The sequence below is a fragment of the Herbaspirillum frisingense GSF30 genome (genome assembly GCF_000300975.2).
Lineage (GTDB): Bacteria > Pseudomonadota > Gammaproteobacteria > Burkholderiales > Burkholderiaceae_D > Herbaspirillum > Herbaspirillum frisingense.
Window position 1 is genome coordinate 215,259 of the sequence record NZ_AEEC02000003.1, and the last position, 20,545, is coordinate 235,803.

Consider the following 20,545-nt stretch of genomic DNA (forward strand, 5'->3'; position numbering starts at 1 on the left):
CCATTTGTCCAATATATAATTTCGGCATTATTAATATGCACGGGATATCAATTCACAAAACGAGGCATTTTTGAATTGATGTCCCGCGAAGCGCTTGCCGCAGAACAACTGATGTCTCAATTTGAGACAGCTGAAGGCAATACTCGAACTCTTTGTCGAAGTCTTGCGTTCACGCCGGGGTATGCGAAGCCCGAGGAAAACGCTCTTATAACGGTTTATTGAGTGCGGATAAAACCACCAGCGTGCCGGATCAAATCAGGATAGTGGCCGATAGAGTAAAGACTCTGGGCATCCTCATTCGAGGTAATCATCTCGTTGCTTCGAAGTTCATTCAACAGCGATGACGGAAACTCGAAGCCTATCTCACCCTGACCACCGAGTTGACCTTTGGTCTTGCGATAATTTGCAAGGTAGAGACTTAGAACTTGAATGAAATCTACGGTACGCGACTTTCCCGTATTGAAATCCGGGTCGATGATCGAAAACACGCGTGGCTCAATTAATCGCACCAAAACTTGCACTGCCCCTTCATGCTTGGACACTAATCTCTCGAACATCTGGGAATTTTTTTCATATATAAACGCCAATGCAAAGAGAAACCAGCAATGAATTTCATTTACCACGATCCCGGCAATCGCGGCCTCAATCAATTGCATTGTGCGAATTTGGTCTCTCAGACCTGCGTCGAAAGCCTTCGCAAACATGATAAATATGGCTTCCACGTCGATACCTGGATATACGTTCCGGTGAAGACCGTGGACATAGCTTTTTTCAGAAATCGCAGCGTTTTGGAATAACGCTCGAACGTATTCTCTTGGGTCGGGTTCGGGAAGCAAATATTCTTGATCAAAAAACCTCTTTAGATAGCGGCTTCCGTCAAACTGCGGTCCGTAGATAGCTTGGGTCGAATAGGCCAGTTGATTACTATTAAGGCCAACTACAAAGTAAATCCCAGGTACTCCGAAGAGGTGCTTGATTCCTTCCAAAAGCTCAATCGCATAATTCGGCCTGCATCGATCAAGCTCGTCGACAAAGAAGAAAACAGGAAGCTGAAATTTCCTGCTTTTATCAAGTTCTTCGATAAGCTTAGTAAGCTTTTTGCGAAAAGCAGAAATCGAATGTTCCTTCTCCTTATGCGCTTTTAGCGCCTCGGCAAACGAATCTGGTAGGCCATTAACAAACGCATCTCTATCATCCTGAAGAGCCTCATCTGAGAGAATCTCTTTAGGCTCGCGACCTTTAGCGATAGACTCTAGCTCTTCTAGACTGATATTTAACAATCGCTTCATCGCGATAGCTCCTGCCAACCTCAAGGCAGGGGTCGTAAACCTAGAGAGAGCACCAATCGCCTCAGAGAGCTTCTTCTTTATCGCTCTCTCATTTTTAAATAACGCTTCCAGCTCTTCATCAATCTTAGAAATAAACGCCACCAATGGCTCTGGAGTGAAATCGTTTTTCCACGCGTCGAAATATACGGCTGGATGTCCTTGATACTTCAGATCTTCGTGCCAAGCGTTTAATAAAAATGTCTTTCCGTATCCCCACTCAGCGTTGATAGCCAACACAAAGCCATTCTCTGAAGGTTTGTTGGCATACCTCTTTCTCAGATGATTTGAGAGATAGTCAGCGACAGACTTACGATTAAGTAGATCGTTTTTCCACGAGTCAACAGGGTCTGCATCAGACATTGATTTCGCCTTTCATTTTCGGGTGAGCCTGTGACGTCAAGCAATTCGAATTGGCGTCATATCGGCTAATGAGAAATCCTCTGCGAATTTTTCCACCGTGGCAGCAATAACTGCTGCACATTCATCGCATCACTTACGTTGATTAGGCCAACAGAGAAGTAGCTTTTCTGGTTTCACCGACAAAAACTTAGCAATCCGATTCATATTCATCAGCAATTTCTTAATTACGAAGGTTATCCAATACACCTGCTGCAGTGTTCAACCGCCTGCGCGGCTCAGGTGTTCATACAGAATGGCCGCGCCGACACCGATCAGCACCACGCCCCCGATGATCTCGGCACGCTTGCCGATGAGGTGACCGAGCACGCGACCGACCATCACGCCGATGGTGACCATGGTGGTGGTGGCCAGGCCGATCAGCAAGGCCGCTTCCAGGATGTTGACGTCGATGAAGGCCAGGCCCACGCCGACGGCCATGGCATCGATGCTGGTGGCGACCGCGGTGAGGGCCAGCATCACCACCGATTGCTTTTGCGGGGCGGCGTCGGCTTCTTCGTCTTCATCGTCCTCGCTCATGCCTTCGCGGATCATGCGCGCGCCCAGCACCAGCAGCAGCGTGAAGGCGATCCAGTGATCCCATTCCGACACCCATTTGGTGGCGACCGAGCCGGCGAACCAGCCGATCAGGGGGGTGATGGCCTCGATCACACCAAACAGCAGACCGATGCGCAGGGCTTGCAGGAAGCGCGGCTTCTGCATGGCGGCGCCCTTGCCGATGGCTGCCGCAAAGGCGTCAGTGGACATCGCAAGCGCGAGGAGAAGGAGTGCGGGGAAATTCATGAAGGGGATTCCTTGGCCGGGCGAAGTCCATGGACGTGCCTGCGCGCCCAGCCTGGCCGCAGGATACGTCTATGGTCTCGCCTACCTGATTGGCTACCCGCGCCACGGCAAGATGTTGCCGAGAATGTTGACACGGGCTCTTCCGGATGACCCGGAAGCTGGCTACTCCCCAAAGAGAAGCCCGGATTTTAAACGAAGACGGTTGGGGTAGACAAGTTGTTGTGGCGGTCGCCGCAACAGGGTGGATGGCGACACGTATCGTCTCACTCTGCGCCCCTGCGCCCCATTCAATCGTTGAGCAACTGCGTACCGTTTCGACGGACCTGGTCCGGATCGGCCTGCAGCAGACCCAGCGCACTGATGCCGTCGAGCAGCTGGCTGCGCCGGTAGGCCCCATCTGCGACACGGGCCTCCTTGCCGTCCTGCAACTGGACGGCAAAGTCGCGCACGATCTGGGCCTGCAAGGGGGTGTGGCTCTGGCTCACCAGCTGACCGAGCACGTACTTGCTGACGCGACTGTCCTGGCTGGCCGATTGCTGCAGGCGGGCCTGCGTCATGTAACCGAGGCGGTAGCCGATCTCCAGCCGGCTGTCGGCCTGGTCGTCGATCTGGTGGTAGGTGTAGTTCTGCGATTGACGATCGGTCCCCAGCCGCAACGGCAGGTCGGCTTGCAGGGATTGGTGGTAGGACGCCTTGAGCCGGGCCTGCGCCTGCTGCACGATGGATCGGTCAGCCTGGCGCGCACCGGACAGGCTGGTGTGCTGCGAGACCTGGTAGTCGAAACCATCCACCTCGTCGCGCCGCAGGGGATTGGGCGCCACGCTGGCACCGGTGATGGAGGCCGTGAAATCGGCCAGCCCCGACAACATGCGGCGATCGTTGAGGTCGGCGACCAGCGCCGGCGCCAATTGATCGCCGGGACGCGTCGGCGTCGTGCTGCCGCCATGCAACTGGGCGAAGGCATCCTTGAACAAGTCGGAAAGGGCGGCATCGCCATGGCCGCGACGGGTGGCGGCATCGAACTGCTGCAGGTAACTGGCGATGGCACGCTGGCGTTGCTGCGCGCTGCCAGCGAGGGTCTCGCTGGTGGCATCGACGGCGACCTTCATGGTGCCGGCGGCACTGGTGGCAGTGACACTGCGCTGGCTGGCATCGGCATGCAGTTGCACCTGCAGAGCGTCCCCCAGCGTGGCGTTGAGGTCGATGGCGGCCAGATGCTGCTGGTCCAGGTGCATCAGGCCATCCAGGGCCAGCGTGGGCGGCTGGGCAGCCAGCCCCTTGAGCGCCTGCTCGAAGGCATCGCCCAGCGCGCTCATGGCAGCGCGATCGTCATCGTCCAGCGTACCCTGGGCCAGCTTGAAATCGACGGCGATGCCGTCGGCATTGGCAGCGAGATGGAGCTCGATGCGCGCCCCCGATTGGGTGGTCAACGAAAGATCGACGCGCTGGCTGGCGAATCGATGCAGTTGATCACGCAGGACCGCCTGCACATCGCTGTTGCCCTGAGTCGCCGTGGTCGACAGCAACACCGACTGCGAGTAGCTGCCGCCCCCCAGGCTGGCCTGGTCCAGCAGGGCCTTGCCCAGACCGGTCCAGCGCTCGCTCATCTGGCCGGCGCCGATGTTGCGCGCCATCAGGGTCGAGAGCGTGTCGCCCTGACGGCTCTCCCATATCGGCGGCATGGATGCAGGCGCCTCACTCAACCGTCCGGACGCCGAATAGAGGGGGAGCACGGGCGCCGGGGGACGGGCGCTGGCGCCGGAAGTGGCAGTAGCGGTCGGGGCCGAGGTCGACGACGCCGTGCCGACGGTGGGCGAGTTGCTACTGGTGAATGCGGCGACCGCTGCAGGAGTGGTGGATGTGTAGACCGGCGACGGCGACACGGAGGTCAGTGGGCTCATGAGCGCAGAGGGGCTGGCGACGATACGCTAGCTAACGGCCCCCTGCTGCGATTCTTTAGATGAGCGTACGCGGCGTATCGGCACGCCACGTCTAGCGTGGTCTAGCGGAGTCCGGCCTGGCCTGGCGCATCAAGGCTGCTAAGCGGTGAGGCCGCCTCTCCCGGGGTTTCTATCGGGTCCACATGCGTCATCACATCCAGCACATGATGCGCATCCAGCACCCGGCGCCGGGCATCGGTGGCGATCGCATGGCCTTGCGTGACGCTCAGCGCCCCGTCGATTTCCAGGTGCACGTCCACCTGCGTCAGGTCGCCCATGCGTCGGGTACGCAAGTCATGCAGGCCTTGCACGCCCGGGGTGGCGAGGATGGTGGCGCGGATTGCCTCTGCCTCTTCGGCCGAGACGGCGCGGTCCATCAGGTCGTGCAGGGCGCTCCAGAAGAAACCCCAGCCGGTGCGCACTACCATCAGGCCGACCACTGCTGCGGCCACCGGATCGAGCAGGGTGAAACCGGCCAGGCTGCCGACGATGCCCAGTGCCACCACCAGCGACGAGGCGGCGTCCGATCGCGCGTGCCAGGCATTGGCCACCAGCATGCTGGAACGCACGCGCTCGGCGATGCGCAACATGTAGCGGAACAGCAGTTCCTTGGCCAGCAAGGCCACCAGTGCCACCCACAGGGCGGTGATGTGTACCGGCGGAGTATGTCCGTAATGCTGGATCTTTTGCGCAGCGGAGATCAGCATGCCGAGGCCGACGGCCAGCAACAGGGCGCCCAGCGCCAGGGAGGCGGCATTTTCGTAACGCTGGTGACCATACTGGTGATCGTCGTCGGCCTGCTTGCGGCTGTGATGCCCGGCCAGCAGCACCACGAAATCCGAGACCAGGTCCGAGAGCGAATGGATGCCATCGGCAATCAGGGCCTGCGAACCGGTGAACACGCCGGCCGTAACCTGCAGCATCACCAATACGATATTGACCACGATGCTGACCAGCGTACTGATACGTCCGGCGCGGTGGCGGGCGGGATCGCCCTTGAAGTCTTCTATTTGGGTACTTAACATAAAACCAACGATAAGAGCCTAATCTAGAGTCAAAGTCGGCAAAACTTGTGCTATCCATCAAATTACTGGATCATCTTGCCACATTACAATGTCAGCTGTATTGCGCCAGGGGGTGGCGTCGCCGCTTTTTTACGGTCCGGCGTACGCAGGACCGCGCAGACGAGGTGACCAACGAGCGACAACAGCATGCGCCCCCTTCGCATGAAATAACAGCACGGCGCCCCTGGCGAACCGTGTACATCCGCGGCAGCGGCGGTGGCAACAACGTCGCGCAAGCAATCCGCGGCAGACCCGGTGCAGCCATTCATCGAGGAACAGCATGAACCAAGCAACTCCGCAACCGCTGTCGTTTGCGTTCGACAGGGCCAGCGGCGAACTGAGCGCAACGTTTACTCCGACGGCGGGCTTCCCGCCGCTGACCCTGGCCTTCCTGAAGCAAGCCATGACCGACCATGGCCTGACCAAGCTGTTCTTCCAGGACTCGGTCCTCAACGCCTTCGTACGCAAGGCCGAGGATGCCAAGGAAGCCGTCACCCAGGTCATCGCCGAGCGCCGTGATGGCGAGTTCTCGCTGGACGTGGCCGACGACCTGATGACGGCATCGCTGACCCTGGTGCCGCCCTACGGCGGTCGCGCCAAGAGCGTGGAAGTGGTCAATGCGATCCGCGCCGCCGGCATCACCTACGGCATCCTGCATGAACAATTGCGCGGTGCGCTGTCCGCCGGCTTCTGCAACAAGCTGGTGGTGGCCCAGGGCTTGATGCCCACGCCTGCCGAGCCGGCCCGTTTCGAGAGTCTGCTGGAAGAGAAGGAAGAAGAGCTGGCGGACATCGAGGAAGATGCGGTGGTTTCCTACGCCGACATGGGCCATATCCTGCTGGTGAAGGTGGGCGACCCGCTGATGCGCCGCATTCCGCCCGTGCCGGGCAAGGATGGTATCGACATCCGTGGCGGCAAGGTGCCGGCGCGGCCGATTGCCGATGTGGGCTTCGCCAAGGAAAGCATCGGCGCCGAACCCAGCGAGGACGATCCCGATCTGCTGGTGGCGATCGTGCCGGGCCAGCCGACGGTGATCAAGAACGGCGTGAAGGTCAACCCGGTGCTGGATGTGGAGAACGTCGACCTGTCCACCGGCAACCTGAGCTTCGAAGGCACGGTGCGCGTCTCCGGGGATGTGCTGACCGGCATGAAGCTGCACGTGGGCGGCGACGTGGTCGTCAACGGTACGGTGGAAGCGGCCGAGATCGTGGCCGGGGGCAGCGTCACCGTCAAGGGTGGCGTGATCGGCCACAGTGAAGGCGTGACCGCACAGGCGGGTACCACCGCCATCGCCTCGCGCATCAGTTCACAGAAATCGGTACAGGTGATGTTCGCCGAAAGCGCCCACATCGAAGCCGCCGACGACATCCTGGTGCTGGGCAATGCGCGTCACTGCGAACTGCTGGCCGGTAACGAGATCACGGTCGGCAAGGGCAATCCGCGCACCGGCCACATCATCGGCGGCCGGGTGGAGGCCACCAACATCATCCGTGCCAACGTGATCGGCGCCTCCACCAGCACCCATACCCGCATACAGGTCGGCCTGGATCCCTACCTCGAAGAAAAGATCGCCATCAAGGAACAGGAATACACCCGCAAGGTGTCCGAACTGGACCGCACCATCAAGCAGCAGAGCTACTACAAGCTCAATCCCGAAAAGGCCACGCCGGAACTGGTGCACGAAACCAGCGACAAGCGCAAGGCGCTGGCCTACGAGGTCAAGGTGCTGCTGGAAGAAGTGGGGCAGATGAAGGAAAACATGGTCGCCGCGGAAGATGCGCGCATCATCGTGGCCAAGGCGGTCTACGAAGGTACGGAGCTGCGTATCGGGCACGAGGTCTGGCCGGTGCAATCGGACCTCAGTGGCGGTACCGCGCAGTTGTTCGAAGGTGATATCCGCTACAACCCGAAAAAGTGATGCAACGCCAGTGCGCCTGTGGATAAATCGTTTATACGGTTACACTTGCACTTATCCACAGGCCCGACCACTCTCCCATGCAAGATCAGCTTCCCCACGCCACGCCACCATTGCTGCGCGAACTGGCGACCCGTTCCGCCGACATTTCCCAGGACTGCAACTGCCGTGCGGTCGACACCAGCGGCTGGATCAGCCTGCCGCTCTCGCTGCCGGAGACGCAGCTGGCCGACGTCGCCACCCTGATCACCGATCCCTACGCGGAACCGACCTTCACCGAATATCACCCGGAAGGTACCCGTTACGATTCACCGACGGCGCCCATCGCCCCCGCCTGGTATCCCTACAACCGCTGCAATGTCGCCCGCTGCACGCAGTGCGGTCGACATTACCTGCGCTACATGGAGGCCGGCGGCTACTTCGTCGACCGCCGCATCCGTGCCCTGGAAAATCCGGCACTGGTGGTCGACCCGGCATGAGCGCCCGGCCCTTCAGCCGCGACTGAGGCGGCTCGACATCAGGATCTGATACAGCGTATCGGCCGGTTGCGACAGGCGGCGCGCCGTCAGGGCCACATATTCCACATCCGGCAGGCGCGGCAGGGCCGCGTGATTGAGCGGCGGCACCAGGTCACGTGAGGACAGGTGCTGCGGCAGGGCCGCCAGTCCCAGGCCACCCCGCGCAGCCGCCATGCAGCCGGCGTGGCTGCCGCTGGTGCAGACGATGCGCCAGTGATGCCCGGACTTGCCCAACGCCTGCAAGGTCGCGGCCCGGGTGATGCTGGGTTCGGGCAGCAGGATCAGGGGCAGCGGCTCGGTCAGGTCCACCAGCGTGTCCGGCCGGGTCAGCCACTGCATCGGCGTGGAAAACATGCTGTGACCGCGCGATTCGCCGGCACGGCGCTTGCCCACCAGCAAATCCAGCTTGCCCTGGTCCAGCGAGGCATAGAGGTCGCTGGTCAGGCCGATGGTGATCTCCAGTTCCACTTCAGGATGCTGGCTGCGGAAAGCGGCCAGCATGTCCGGCAGCGGCCCCATGGCGAGATCGTCGGAAGTGCCGAAGCGCACCCGGCCGCGCAGGCGGGGGGCGCTGAACTGGGCCTCGGCGCGGGCATGTGCCTGCAGGATCAGGCGCGCATGCACCAGCAGGCTCTCGCCGTCGGCGGTCAGCGCCAGCGAGTGGGTATCGCGCACGAAGAGGCGCCGCCCGAGGCTTTCTTCCAGCCGGCGGATGTGATCGCTCACGGTCGACTGGGTCAGCCCGAGCTGGCGCCCGGCCTCGGTAAAGCTGGAAGAGGCGGCGGCGGTGGTAAAGGTCTGGAGCCAGAGCGGATTGAGCATGGGGCATTATCATCGGACTTTCCGATGACAGTCAACGTGCTCAGAGGGGTTCCCGATGGCAGGCGAATTTCCTATCATGACGACAAACCCCTTTTCCATTGCGAGTACGTCATGAACCGCTTCCTCCCAGACCGCTTCACCCAGTTGCTGATCGGCACCGTGCTGCTGGCTACGCTGTTCCCGGCCACCGGGAGCTTCGAGCATTTCATGCACCTGGCCAGCAATGCTGCCATCTCGCTGCTGTTCTTCCTGCATGGCGCCAAGCTCTCGCGCGAGGCGGCGCTTTCGGGCCTGAAGCAACCGCGTCTGCACCTGCTGACGCTGGGCTCGACCTTCATCCTGTTCCCGCTGCTGGGTCTGGCGCTCAAGAGCGTGGTGCCGGACCTGTTGACGCCGCAACTGTGGATGGGCGTGCTGTTCGTCTGTACGCTGTCGTCGACGGTGCAGTCCTCGATCGGCTTCACCTCGATCGCCCGTGGCAACGTGCCGGCAGCGATCTGCGGCGCCACGGCGTCCAACCTGCTGGGCATCGTGATCACGCCGCTGCTGGTGACGCTGCTGCTGCACCGGCACCACGAGGCCAATGGCCTGTCGCAGGTACTCAGCATCCTGCTGCAACTGTTGCTGCCCTTCGTGCTGGGCAACCTGATGCGTCGCTGGATCGGCGAGTGGATCAACCGCCACAAGGTGATCGTCAACGTGGTCGATCGCGGCGGCATCCTGCTGTCGGTCTATGCCGCCTTCAGCGTGGCGGTGGCACAGGGCGTGTGGCACCTGTTCCCGCCGGGCCAGCTGGCCTTGCTGGTGCTGGTCAATGCGGTGCTGCTGGGCGCGGTACTGCTGATCACCACCTTCGGCGCACGCGCCCTGAAGATGCCGCGCGGCGATGAAATCGTGCTGGTGTTCTGTGGTTCCAAGAAGTCGCTGGCCTCCGGCATCCCCATCGCCTCGGTGCTGTTTGCCGGCAGCGGTGCAGCGGTGGTGCTGTTGCCCATCATGCTGTTCCACCAGATGCAGCTGATGCTGTGTGCCGTGCTGGCGCGGCGTTACGCGGCGCAGCTGGAAGGCGTGGAGGCTGCCGAGGCTGCTGAGGCTGCGACAGCTGGCAAGCCCGGCGCACCGCTGGCGACCTCCCGCTGAAGCGACTCGATTCTTCCCATTTCTTCTTCCCAGGCGAGGGCTACTGACAGAACGTTGTCAGTAGCCCTCGCGCATGATGCGTCGCATGCCACACGGCATGACAAATCCCTCATCAACGACGCAAAGGAAGAAGAACATGCAAACCCAAGTCAACTGGTTCGAGATCGCCACCAAGGATCTGCAGCGCGCCACCCGTTTCTACGAAGCCGTGTTCGCCACGCAGTTGCGCCAGGAGCAGATCAGCGATAGCGGTCCGATGGCCATCTTCGTGCGTGACGACGGCCGCTCGGTCGGCTGCCTGACCGGCCCCGGCTGGCTGGAGCCGACCCGCCAGGGCACACTGATCTATCTTGATGCCGGACCGTCGATCCAGGCGGTGCTCGACCGCGTGGTCGCCGCCGGTGGCGAGCTCACCATGGAACGCACGCAGCTGCCCAACGATATCGGCTATATCGCGCAATTCATCGACAGTGAAGGCAACCGCATGGCGCTGCACGCCATGCACTGAGCGACTGGCCCGGCCAGGTGACGAGCATGCCGGCATCTTGCACAGCAGCATCGAAGTCTGTGGCGAGCCTGCAGCGTGCATGCCAGAATGGCGCGCATCAATTTTCCGCCTGCCTTCCATGCGCCGAGCCGACCGCCTGTTCCAGATCACCCAGTACCTGCGTGGACGCCGTCTCACCACGGCGCGCCAGCTGGCGCAATGGCTCTCGGTCTCGGAACGCACGGTCTATCGCGATATCCGCGATCTGTCGCTGTCGGGCGTGCCGGTCGATGGCGAGGCCGGCGTCGGTTATCGCATCAAGCCGGGCTATGACCTGCCGCCGCTGATGTTCAATGCCGATGAAATCGATGCCCTGGTGATCGGCATGCGCATGGTGCAAGCCTGGGGTGGCCCGCAGCTGGGCGCCTCGGCCGCGTCCGCGCTGGCCAAGGTGGTGCTGGCACTGCCCAAGGAAAAACGCGACTTCGTCGAAGCCACACCGCTGTTTGCACCGACCGCACCAGATGCCGATGGCCAGGGCGAGCGGCTGGAGGCGATCCGCCAGGCCATCGGCAGCCGCCACAAGCTGCTGCTGCACTACACCGATGCCCAGCAGCGCCCCAGCCAGCGTGTGGTCTGGCCGCTGGCGCTGGCTTTCTTCGGCGGCACCTGGCTCCTGGCGGCATGGTGCGAACAGCGCGACGACTTTCGCTCCTTCCGCCTGGACCGTGTGCAACAGATGAGCGAGCAGGGCTATTACCCGGACCGCAATGGCCGGCGTCTGCCCGACTTCGTGCGGGCCATGCAACGCCAGGCCCGCAACCAGCCGGCGGCCTGAACCACACGGGCTTGCGGGAGCTTCAACGCAAATCGCATATGTAGCTGCAAATTGATTCGTTCGCGCCACAAGTGGCGGCGGGTAGGCTGGAACCGTCCTCTACTTCCGGCGAGTCTGTCTCATGCGTGCTGCCCTGCCCTCCCCTGCCCAAGCTGCCGTTTCGCTGGCCGACCGCTGCGTGCTGTGCGTGGGCGGCCTGACCGGCGCCCGCAACCACTACCGGGCCGAGATCGAAATACGTGCCGGCCGTTTCCTGCATCACGATGGTGGCCGCGAAGACAACCTGCATCGGCTCACGCCCATGCTGGCGGCGGCCGACATTGTCATCTGCGCCTCCGGCAACATCAGTCACAACGCCTATCACCTGGTCAAGAGCACCTGCAAGAAACTGGGCAAACCCTGTGTATTGGTGAAGGGGACGGGCATCGCGTCCTTCCTCGACGGACTGGGTCACCTGGCCGCCGAGGATGCACCGGCCGACGGTCCCTCGGCACGCGGCGACCGGGTTCTGCGGCGCAAGCGCTAGCGACCTATCCGCCGCAAAAAATGCCGCGCTGCAGTACGGATTGGAAAAATCGGCAAAAGCCCCCTACAATCGACTCCCTGGCCCGCATTGCCTGGCCGCACAGACAACATGCCGTCACGGCAATTTCCGGGAGTCCGTTTGAAGATCGTAACCCGCCTGAGCAATCGCCTCCTGGCGCTGGCGCTGGCCTGTGCGGCCACCGTCACACCGGCGGCGCACGCTGCACCGCAGCCCAGTTTCGGCATCGAGGTCGGCAATGCCCTGCTGTGCCTGAACCAGCTCAACAGCAAGTATTTCTTCGATTATCTGGTGGCAGCCTTCGGCCCTCCGTACAAGACCGAGGGTGGCGCCTACTGGTTCAAGGCCACCAATGTCTCGCTGTGGGGCATGCAGGCGACCGACTTCCTGGTCAATGACAGCAGCAGCCAGGCCGATTTCATCGGGGCCTACTTCAACACCACGCCGGTCAAGCTGACCGATGCCATCAAGGCGGCGCTAGGCATCCGCTTCACGCCCGAGGACGACACCGCCTATCCGGTGCGACAGTCTCAGGCGGGCAGCAAGATCGTCTACAACGATACCAATGCCAAGATGTATTGCGCCAAGTCCAAATTCCTGGTGCCGGGGCCGGAACAACCCTGAGGTGGTGCCGTAACGGCGCTCCGCCCGTCCAAGAAAAATGCCGCGCGCTGCAGATTGCAACGCGCGGCATTTGTCCATTTGCACTCCGCGTGACCTTGGAGCGCTACGCCCGGGTCAAGGGGGACGGGGACCCGCTCAGGCCTGCGCCTTGACCAGATCCTCGGTGGTGCGGATGCAGTCGCGGCCGGAGGCCTTGGCCAGTGCCAGTGCCTGCTCCGATTCACGCAGCACCGTTTCGGGCTCGTCCACCTGGCGCTGTGGCGTCACCGAGGCGATACCGATGCTGATGGTCACCCGTCCGGTCGGGCTGGCGCTGTGGGTGATGTCGAGCTGCTCGATCGACTTGCGGATGCGTTCGGCCACGATCAGCGCGCCTTCCAGCTTCGACCCCGGCAGCAGGACTGCGATTTCCTGGGTCCCGAACCGCGAGAGCAGGTCTTCCGGTCGCACGTTGGTATCGCGGATGGCGCTGCCCACCCGGCGTAGCACCTTGTCGCCGGCCATGCGACCGTAGGCGGCGTTGTATTCGTCGAACAGGTCGATGTCGATCATGATCACCGCCAGCGAAAGATTGGTGCGGGCGGCGCGGTTGAATTCCTCCAGCAGGCCACGCTCGAACTGACGACGGTTGGCCAGGCCGGTAAGGGCATCTTCCAGGCCGACGCGGGCCAGGGTCTTTTCCATTTCTTCCAGATGGACGCGCGCATCGTCGCGCTCCTCCACCAGCTGCTTGCGCTCGCTCTGCAGGTTCTGCAGTTCGCTTTCAAGACCGCCCAGCGGCCGCAGCAACTGCCCCAGCAGCAGCCAGGACAGCAATGCCGACAGCAGCACCAGCACGATGGCGGCGCCAGCCAGGCCCTGCGTGCCGCTCCACGCCATGGCGGTCAGGACGGCAGCGGTGACGACCACGGCGGCGGTAGCGGCCAGGGTCAGGCGAGTTTGAAGTGTTCGGGACAGGGACATAGGCAGAAACCGACTTTCCTTAAAGAATTCCGGCGCCGGGGGCTGCAAGCGCGGCAGTGACGGCCGGCAATACGGCCACGCGAAATGCTACAGGCTCGGACGCTGCGATGCAACGCGCAATGTCATCCGGAGTGTCGACGCCGGCCCCGATCAGCCACGCCGCGAGGATTGCGGTGAGGATTGCCCTGGTAATCGGCGCGCCTGGCCTGCCATCAGGCCACCTGCAGGGCCTGCAGCAACGGCAGCCGGGTACGCGCGAACAGCCGGGCCTGGGTCGCCAGTTCGGCCAGGTTTTCCTCTTCGCCTTCCAGCCGCACCCCGTCGCGCACCAGCCGCTTGCCCTGCGCCGCGACGTGGCGCCAGACCTGGGCCGGCCAGGCGTCGATGTCATCGCCGCAGTGCTGGCGCGCCAGCAGGAACAGCTGCTCGACACGATCCACGCGCACGCCACCACCGGTGAGCGGGCTGACCAGATGACTGATGTCACCCTCGTCACTCCCGAGGCCATGGGTCGGCGCCAGCGCCGCACGCTGCAGCAGCCAGGCGTTCAAATCGCCGGTGCGGCGCGCAATCTGGGCCTGGGTGGCGGCGTCCGACTCGGCCGGCAACGGCGCGGCGTGACCGGTGCCGATCAACATCAGGGCCGAATCGATCACCTGCGAGAGGTTCAGGTTGCGATGCGCCAGCGTCGCCGCCAGGTCGACCAGGGTATGCGGCTGGTAGTCCGACAGGGCTTGCAGGATGGGCTCGTAGATCAGGCGGTTGAGGGTGATCTCGGAGGCCACGTTCTGGATGGTCAGCGGCACCTTGTCCGGCTCGGTCAGCAGGACCACGCTCTGCAGCGCCAGCGCCTGTACCCGCTGGCGCTCGTCGAGGACCTCCCCGCCGCGCACCCAGTAATCGCGCCGGAAGGTCTGGTTGACCATGAAATCGCGCACGCTCTGGTACAGCACCGGGTCGCTGATCCCGGCCAGGCACTGGCGCTGGGCCGGGGTCAGGTTGGCCATGTCGAGATGGTCGATGTAATGCGCCGGGCAGGCGAACTGCAGGCCGGCACGCGCCAGGCAGCGATGGATGTCGGCGAAGGCTTCGGCATGCCAGTCGCGATTGAAGTATTCGTGGGCGAGATAGCTGCGCGGTTGCTGCTGCAGGATCTTGAGGCGATCGCGCATGAAGGGATTGGCCTGGGCATAGACCGGATCGGTCTCGAACATCTGCGCGGCGAAGGCCAGCGCGGCATCGATGCGGGCTGCGGTGGGCAAACCCTGCTCGTCATTGCCCACCTGCTGGGTGTGCTGCACCAGCAGGTCGCGCAGCGGCATGAATGCCGACCATCCGGGCTGGGTGTTGTAGCTCAGGTAGAGCACGCCACCGGGCTTGAGCTTGCGGTCGATGAAATCGAAGATGATCTCGCGGTTTTCCTGCGAGACCCAGCTCCAGATGCCGTGCAGGGCGATGAAGTCGAAATCGGGCAGGTCGTCACGCCGGCAGAAGTGCGAGAAGCTGGAATCCTCCAGTTGCGCCCCACTCCCGCTGGCGGCCGCCAGTTCGCGGGCGAAGGCCGCCTGCAGCGGGTTGAAATCATTGCCCCACCAGCGCGTGCCGGACGCGGCCGCATGGAAATTGGTCGACAGCCCCTGGCCGAAACCCAGCTCACAGGCAGTCTGGATGGCCGGTGCGCGCAAGCCGTGGAAGGCGAAGGCCAGCGGCAGGCGTGCCGGGTTCATGCCCGGGTAGTAGCCGTAGGTGTAGGCGATGTCGACGACGTAACCGTCATTCCAGTTGTTCAAGGCGGGCTCCGTACGGCAGGGAAGACTGGCAAAGGGATAAGGAACGACAACCGGCTCAGCGCGCCGGACCGGCCTCGCCGCCGGTGGCGTCGGCGGCTGCCGAAGCAGCCGACGCGGCCAGCACATCGTATTTGCGGGCGTTGCCACGTGCCAGCTCGACCGGGTACTTGCGGCGGTTCAGTTCCATCTTCTCCAGCACGGCGCTGCGCAGGTCGACGCCGGTATGGTCGGCCAGCTGGATCAGGTAGACCAGCACGTCGGCCATCTCATGCCGGATGCCTTCGCGCGCGGCGTCATCGAGCTCGTGCATGGCGCCGGTCGGCAGCCACTGGAAATGCTCCATCAGCTCGGCTACCTCCACCGACAAGGCCATGACCAGGTTCTTGGATGTGTGGAAACGCAGCCAGTCGCGCTCACCGGAAAAGCGGCGGATGATGTCGCGCAGTTCATGCAGGTCGGAGACAGGGGTGGCTGGGGTGGCAGCGGCTGCAGCGGGATCGGCAGGGGGCTGGGCGGAATGATCAGTCATGGCGTCTTGTCCGGGGGAGTGCGCTATGGCGCTGTTGTATTGATGCGCATCGGCTTGGCTCGACACTTTATCACCAACCCACACAGACGCAGGCGGGGCGATTGATCTGGGACAGTTTCCGTGTTGCCGTAATGAGGCACAATGAGCAAAACACGCGACATTTCGATCACCATGCCGACATCTCTTCGCTCCCCGCTGCGTCTCCTGTCCTGCGTCACGCTGATGCTGGCCCTGCTCGCGGCCGGCTGCGACCGACACGTCGACCAGCAACTGGCCGAGCACGAAGCCGCGCAGACCACGCTGGGCATCACGCCCAAGCAATTCGCGGCGCGCTTCAATGAGCGCCTCGCCGACGTGCTCAAGGACATGCAGGTAGAAGAGCCCGAGCACATGGCCCGTCTTTACATGCTGGACGCGGACCGTCTGCATCCCGGCCAGTACGACTATGTGCTCGACGCCAAGGTCGGTCCGGCCCAGACCACCATCATCGGTACCCTCAACAAGAGCGGCGAGCTGCGCAACGTGGGCGTGATGCTGACCAACAAGACCCAGGGCGCCCGCGACGAATTCCTCATCTGTGCCTCCAGCGCCGCGCGCAGCTTCGTTACCTCCGGCCAGGACAAGCTGCTGCCCCTCATTACCCGCCTGACCACGGTCGCGCTCGACAATCCGGGACAACGCATGACCGAGGTCGTGGCCGATCAGTTGCTCTCGGTCGAACTGGTGCCGCAAGGCGTGTTGTTCCAGGTGCAGCCGCGCCAGTGATCCCCGGGCGGCGCGGCCGATGACGTCGGGAAACAGTACGGCCGCGCAAGCGCAGCACAATAAAACGCCAGGGTCGCAAAGGTTTCAACGGGAAATGCCTGCCTATTTCTCGGATCGAAAAGGCAAGCCAACGTTTAGATTCTGGACATCGTGGTTTCCGTGTTTCCCTGATCACGCCGGGACAGGCTGACGGGAAACATCCATTGCGGAACGGCCATGGATCGCCTTCTTACAGACTCGGGATTCCACGTCAGGCCCATGGTCAGCCATGACCTGTCTTGAAAAACGGGGCTGCAACGCTTGGGGATGAAGCGCTGCAGCTTTCTATAACAGCGGCAGGATCGTGGCCCGGGCAGGGTCGGGCGGTCCGAGGGCACGGGGGCAAGCATGCGCACGAATCTACCTATCACCACCAATGAACGGTTGCTGGAGGATGGCAAGTCCATCGTTTCCAAGACCGACCTGCAGGGCAACATCCTCTACGTCAATCCTTACTTCGTGGAAATCAGCGGCTTCGAGGAAGCCGAACTGATCGGCGCGCCGCAGAATATCGTGCGCCATCCGGAAATGCCGCGCGAAGCCTTTGCCGACATGTGGACCACGCTCAAGGCCGGGCTGCCCTGGAACGGGCTGGTCAAGAACCGCTGCAAGAACGGCGACTTCTACTGGGTACAGGCCAACGTGACGCCGGTACGTGAAAACGGCCGCGCCGTCGGCTACATGTCGGTGCGTACCCGCCCTTCGCGGGAGCAGGTGCAGGCCGCCGATACCGCGTATCGACGCTTTGTGGCCGGTCAGGCGCGTGGCGTGCGTATCCATCGCGGCGCTGTGGTCCGTACCGGCCTGGTGGGATGGCGGCAAGGTCTGCGTGACCTGTCGGTGGCGCGACGACTGGGCTGGACCATGAGCGTGCTGACACTGATGTTCCTGCTGGGCGGCGTCGTTGCCGGGGCCGCCGTGCAGCGCGCTGGCGGCAGCCCGTACGCGGTGTGGCTGGGGACAGCGCTGGGCGCCATCCTGCTATTGGGTTCGTGGGCGCTGCTGCACGCGAGCATCGTGGCACCGTTGCAGAGGGCCATCCGGTCCGTGCATGGTCTGGCCGGTGGCGACCTCGACCTGCATATCGATACCGACGCTCGCGGCGACATGGGGTTGCTGCTGCAGGCCTTGCAGCAACTCAACGTCAACCTGCGCGCCATCATCGGCGACGTGCGACGCAATGTGGAATCGATGACCATCTCCACCGGCGAGATCGCCAGCGGCAACATGGACCTTTCCGGGCGCACCGAATCGCAGGCCTCGGCGCTGGAGGAGACCGCGTCCAGCGTCGAGCAGTTCGCCGCCACCGTGCGCCAGAACGCCGACTCCGCCGCCAATGCCGACCGCCAGGCACAATCGGCCTCCTCCATTGCCCAGCGTGGCAGCCAGTCGGTACAGCGCATGGGCAAGACCATGGAAGAGATCGATACGGCCTCGCACAAGATCGTCGACATCATCGCGCTCATCGATGGCATTTCCTTCCAGACCAACATCCTGGCCCTGAACGCGGCCGTCGAGGCAGCCCGCGCCGGCGAACAGGGCCGCGGCTTCGCCGTGGTGGCTTCAGAAGTGCGCACGCTGGCGCAGCGTTCGGCCTCGGCCGCCAAGGACATCAAGGGACTGATCGACGACTCCCGCGCCAAGGTGGAAAGCGGCAACCAGCTGGTGCGGGAGACCGCGCAAGCCATGGGTGACCTGGGCGGTGCAGTGGAAAACATGGCGGTGACCATGGCCGAGATCACGGTGGCCAGCAATGAGCAGAGTGGCGGCATCGAACAACTGAACCAGGCCGTCAATGCCATCGACGAAACCACGCAGCAGAATGCGGCGCTGGTGGAGCAGGCCGCGGCGGCCGCGGAAAACCTGCGCGACCAGGCGGTCAAGCTGAGCCAGGCCATGTCGGTATTCAAGATCAGCCACGGCGCTACGCGCCCCGGCGCATCGGCGGCGCTGCGGCCATCGCGCGCGCAGGACCCGGGCCTGATGCTGGCGCAATAAAGCCGCAGCGAGGAAGCCTGCTTTACACAGCATTGCATATCTTTACGCGCATGGCAGGGGGTGGCACCTTTGCACGGCTGTCGCGCTTGCTTATGATGAACTCCCGCCCGGTGGTCTCCGGTATCGCTGACGATATCGATGCAATCTGCCGGGTGCCTTCGATCTCATCACAAGGGAGTTTCACATGAGCGTATCTTCCGTTTCCTCCGGCAACAGCGGCTTCTACAACACCGTCATCGCACCGATCAAGAAGGTCGCCGTGGAAGTGGGCGACGACATCGAAAGCGCCTACGACACCACTGCCGGCGCCGTCTCCTCGGCTGCACATGCGGTGGCCGATAGCGTCAGCTCGGGTATCAAGGCGATCGGCAACATCATCGATACCACGGCCTGAACCAACCGTTTCACGCGAGCGCATCACCCATGGTGGTGACGGTCGCGTTGGCATTGCGTGATGGAATGCGTATCCGGCCATCGCGGTCCGCAGGGCGACATGCAATAATCCGGGCAATCCGACTTCTTCGGCTCGCCCGGACCCTGCCATGCTGCTGTACACCATCTACCTGATCGCCATCTGCGCCGAAGCCGTCTCCGGCGCGCTCATGGGTATCCGCAAGGATATGGATATCTTCGGTATCTGCCTCATCGGTACGGTCGCCGCGCTCGGTGGCGGCACCGTGCGCGACATCCTGATCGGTCACTATCCGCTGGGCTGGGTGGCGCATCCGGAATACCTGGCCTTCACCATCTGCGCGGCCATCGTGGCGGCAGTCGCGGCGCGGGCCTTGCATCACTTCAAATCGGCCTTCCTGGTGGTGGATGCGCTGGGGCTGGTGGCCTTCACCATCATCGGCTGCGACATCGCCCGCAGCTTCGACAACTTCCATCCCGCCATCGTGGTCATGCTGGGGATGGTCACCGGCGTATTCGGTGGCCTGCTGCGCGACGTGCTGTGCAACGAAATCCCGCTGGTGCTGCGGCGCGAGATCTACGCCAGCGTCTCGCTGCTGACCGGCGCCCTGTATGTGCTGATCCTGCATCTGCAGATCGACAGCCGCATCGCCACCCTGAGCTCGCTGCTGCTGGGCTTTTCGGTACGCCTGCTGGCCATCCGCTTCCATTGGGAATTGCCGCGCATGGACAAGGAACGGGTGCGCGGCTTCGACTGAGCTCTGCGCCGCCCACCACGCCCCAGAACGCAAAAAGCCCGCCTCGGATGAGGCGGGCCGTTCATTGATTAACGCTGGATTCACCGCGACCCAGGCTATCTGCTAGGTGTCACCGATCCGACCTGCCCGGCCTATCTGGCCGGTGCGGTCCTGCTCCAGGTGTTCGTCTTGTCCTGGTTCCGGCAGATCTCAGGGATCGGCGGTCCAGTCACTCCATCTACGAGCGCTTAATTAACTATTTGCTCCACGGGACAAGCCCGTGATCGGCGGACGATTTGCTGTACCTGCCACATGCCCGCGCTATCTGCACGGCCACATGGGGCGGGCCACTGGCGATCGCCGGCCGCGCCCTGTGCATCCTGAGCGCAACGAAACGCCGCGCGGCTGATGCAGGAAGGGCTGGCATCCCCTCTTCCGGATCGGGATCGGCCCTGACTATCTGCCAGGTGCCGCTCCGAGGAAGCCCTCGTCCGGAGTGAGGTGATGCCGCTTGGTGCTGCCGGCCTGGCCATCGGAACGTATGGAATACCTTGGCGTTCAGGCGCGGGCAGCGGGGATGTTCGGGTTCGCTTGCGCGAAGATCGAGGTCTTAGATGACCTTGATGTTGGTGGCCTTTTCACCCTTGGGGCCGACACCGCGGTCGAACGACACGCGCTGGTTTTCCGACAGGCTGCGGAAGCCATTGGACTGGATGTCCTGGAAGTGCGCGAAGACGTCGGCGCCGCCGGCATCAGGAGTGATGAAGCCGAAGCCCTTGGCATCGTTGAACCATTTGACTACGCCGGTTTGAGTACTCATGTTTATTCCTTTGGAAAAGTTTGGGACGAATGAAGGCAACATGCCTGCAAGGCACTTGAGACCAAGAACTGAA

General features: G+C 62.7%; 20 protein-coding genes. 11 read left to right on the forward strand and 9 right to left on the reverse strand.

Features of this window, described 5'->3' with window-relative positions:
• Nucleotides 1–215 precede the first annotated feature (215 nt).
• From HFRIS_RS03765 to HFRIS_RS03780, 4 genes are all read right to left on the reverse strand, one after another.
• Entirely contained in the window at nucleotides 216–1,688 is a 1,473-nt protein-coding gene (locus tag HFRIS_RS03765; protein WP_006461903.1) for a KAP family P-loop NTPase fold protein, read from the reverse strand.
• Between the two features lie 258 nt (nucleotides 1,689–1,946).
• A complete protein-coding gene (gene mntP / locus HFRIS_RS03770) occupies nucleotides 1,947–2,528 on the reverse strand; it encodes a manganese efflux pump MntP (RefSeq protein WP_006461904.1) in 582 nt (193 codons plus the stop codon).
• A gap of 287 nt (nucleotides 2,529–2,815) precedes the next feature.
• Complete coding sequence (locus HFRIS_RS03775) at nucleotides 2,816–4,210, reverse strand: hypothetical protein (protein WP_006461905.1); 1,395 nt, start codon at nucleotides 4,208–4,210, stop codon at nucleotides 2,816–2,818.
• 320 nt (nucleotides 4,211–4,530) lie between these two features.
• The gene (locus HFRIS_RS03780) at nucleotides 4,531–5,493 is read right to left on the reverse strand and encodes a cation diffusion facilitator family transporter (protein WP_006461906.1); all 963 of its coding nucleotides are present in this window, start codon (nucleotides 5,491–5,493) and stop codon (nucleotides 4,531–4,533) included.
• Between the two features lie 319 nt (nucleotides 5,494–5,812).
• On the opposite strand from HFRIS_RS03780, the gene HFRIS_RS03785 reads away from it, so the two are divergent.
• Together HFRIS_RS03785 and HFRIS_RS03790 are read left to right on the forward strand one after the other, a co-directional pair.
• A complete protein-coding gene (locus tag HFRIS_RS03785; protein WP_006461907.1) occupies nucleotides 5,813–7,450 on the forward strand; it encodes a DUF342 domain-containing protein in 1,638 nt (545 codons plus the stop codon).
• A gap of 77 nt (nucleotides 7,451–7,527) precedes the next feature.
• Entirely contained in the window at nucleotides 7,528–7,926 is a 399-nt protein-coding gene (locus HFRIS_RS03790; RefSeq protein WP_051110868.1) for a hypothetical protein, read from the forward strand.
• 12 nt (nucleotides 7,927–7,938) lie between these two features.
• Here the strand turns inward: HFRIS_RS03790 and HFRIS_RS03795 are convergent, their stop codons facing one another.
• Nucleotides 7,939–8,787, reverse strand: coding sequence for a LysR family transcriptional regulator (locus HFRIS_RS03795; protein ID WP_006461909.1), 849 nt, complete (start codon nucleotides 8,785–8,787; stop codon nucleotides 7,939–7,941).
• A gap of 111 nt (nucleotides 8,788–8,898) precedes the next feature.
• Here HFRIS_RS03795 and HFRIS_RS03800 point away from each other — a divergent pair, with 111 nt between their 5' ends.
• The 5 genes from HFRIS_RS03800 to HFRIS_RS03820 all read left to right on the forward strand — a co-directional run bounded on the left by HFRIS_RS03800 (nucleotide 8,899) and on the right by HFRIS_RS03820 (nucleotide 12,420).
• Complete coding sequence (locus HFRIS_RS03800; RefSeq protein ID WP_006461910.1) at nucleotides 8,899–9,927, forward strand: bile acid:sodium symporter family protein; 1,029 nt, start codon at nucleotides 8,899–8,901, stop codon at nucleotides 9,925–9,927.
• Between the two features lie 136 nt (nucleotides 9,928–10,063).
• Entirely contained in the window at nucleotides 10,064–10,435 is a 372-nt protein-coding gene (locus HFRIS_RS03805; RefSeq protein ID WP_006461911.1) for a VOC family protein, read from the forward strand.
• A gap of 118 nt (nucleotides 10,436–10,553) precedes the next feature.
• On the forward strand, nucleotides 10,554–11,252 hold the full coding sequence (locus tag HFRIS_RS03810) for a helix-turn-helix transcriptional regulator (RefSeq protein WP_006461912.1): 699 nt from the start codon (nucleotides 10,554–10,556) through the stop codon (nucleotides 11,250–11,252).
• Nucleotides 11,253–11,373: 121 nt separating this feature from the next.
• Nucleotides 11,374–11,778, forward strand: a complete 405-nt coding sequence (locus tag HFRIS_RS03815; RefSeq protein WP_006461913.1) for a DUF2325 domain-containing protein — start codon at nucleotides 11,374–11,376, stop codon at nucleotides 11,776–11,778.
• A 138-nt stretch (nucleotides 11,779–11,916) separates the two neighbouring features.
• On the forward strand, nucleotides 11,917–12,420 hold the full coding sequence (locus HFRIS_RS03820) for a hypothetical protein (protein ID WP_006461914.1): 504 nt from the start codon (nucleotides 11,917–11,919) through the stop codon (nucleotides 12,418–12,420).
• 135 nt (nucleotides 12,421–12,555) lie between these two features.
• On the opposite strand, the gene HFRIS_RS03825 is transcribed toward HFRIS_RS03820, so the two are convergent.
• From HFRIS_RS03825 to HFRIS_RS03835, 3 genes are all read right to left on the reverse strand, one after another.
• Nucleotides 12,556–13,383, reverse strand: coding sequence for a diguanylate cyclase (locus tag HFRIS_RS03825; protein ID WP_006461915.1), 828 nt, complete (start codon nucleotides 13,381–13,383; stop codon nucleotides 12,556–12,558).
• A 212-nt stretch (nucleotides 13,384–13,595) separates the two neighbouring features.
• A complete protein-coding gene (locus tag HFRIS_RS03830; RefSeq protein ID WP_006461916.1) occupies nucleotides 13,596–15,173 on the reverse strand; it encodes a methyltransferase regulatory domain-containing protein in 1,578 nt (525 codons plus the stop codon).
• A 55-nt stretch (nucleotides 15,174–15,228) separates the two neighbouring features.
• Nucleotides 15,229–15,702, reverse strand: coding sequence for a nucleotide pyrophosphohydrolase (locus tag HFRIS_RS03835; protein ID WP_006461917.1), 474 nt, complete (start codon nucleotides 15,700–15,702; stop codon nucleotides 15,229–15,231).
• 141 nt (nucleotides 15,703–15,843) lie between these two features.
• Here HFRIS_RS03835 and HFRIS_RS03840 point away from each other — a divergent pair, with 141 nt between their 5' ends.
• The 4 genes from HFRIS_RS03840 (at nucleotide 15,844) to HFRIS_RS03855 (ending at nucleotide 19,673) form a co-directional block, all read left to right on the forward strand.
• Entirely contained in the window at nucleotides 15,844–16,467 is a 624-nt protein-coding gene (locus HFRIS_RS03840) for a hypothetical protein (RefSeq protein ID WP_006461918.1), read from the forward strand.
• 387 nt (nucleotides 16,468–16,854) lie between these two features.
• Complete coding sequence (locus tag HFRIS_RS03845; protein WP_039874233.1) at nucleotides 16,855–18,504, forward strand: methyl-accepting chemotaxis protein; 1,650 nt, start codon at nucleotides 16,855–16,857, stop codon at nucleotides 18,502–18,504.
• 184 nt (nucleotides 18,505–18,688) lie between these two features.
• Complete coding sequence (locus tag HFRIS_RS03850; RefSeq protein WP_006461920.1) at nucleotides 18,689–18,898, forward strand: hypothetical protein; 210 nt, start codon at nucleotides 18,689–18,691, stop codon at nucleotides 18,896–18,898.
• A 148-nt stretch (nucleotides 18,899–19,046) separates the two neighbouring features.
• Complete coding sequence (locus HFRIS_RS03855) at nucleotides 19,047–19,673, forward strand: trimeric intracellular cation channel family protein (protein ID WP_006461921.1); 627 nt, start codon at nucleotides 19,047–19,049, stop codon at nucleotides 19,671–19,673.
• 589 nt (nucleotides 19,674–20,262) lie between these two features.
• Here HFRIS_RS03855 and HFRIS_RS03860 read toward each other — a convergent pair.
• Entirely contained in the window at nucleotides 20,263–20,472 is a 210-nt protein-coding gene (locus HFRIS_RS03860; RefSeq protein WP_006461922.1) for a cold-shock protein, read from the reverse strand.
• Nucleotides 20,473–20,545: the final 73 nt, after the last annotated feature.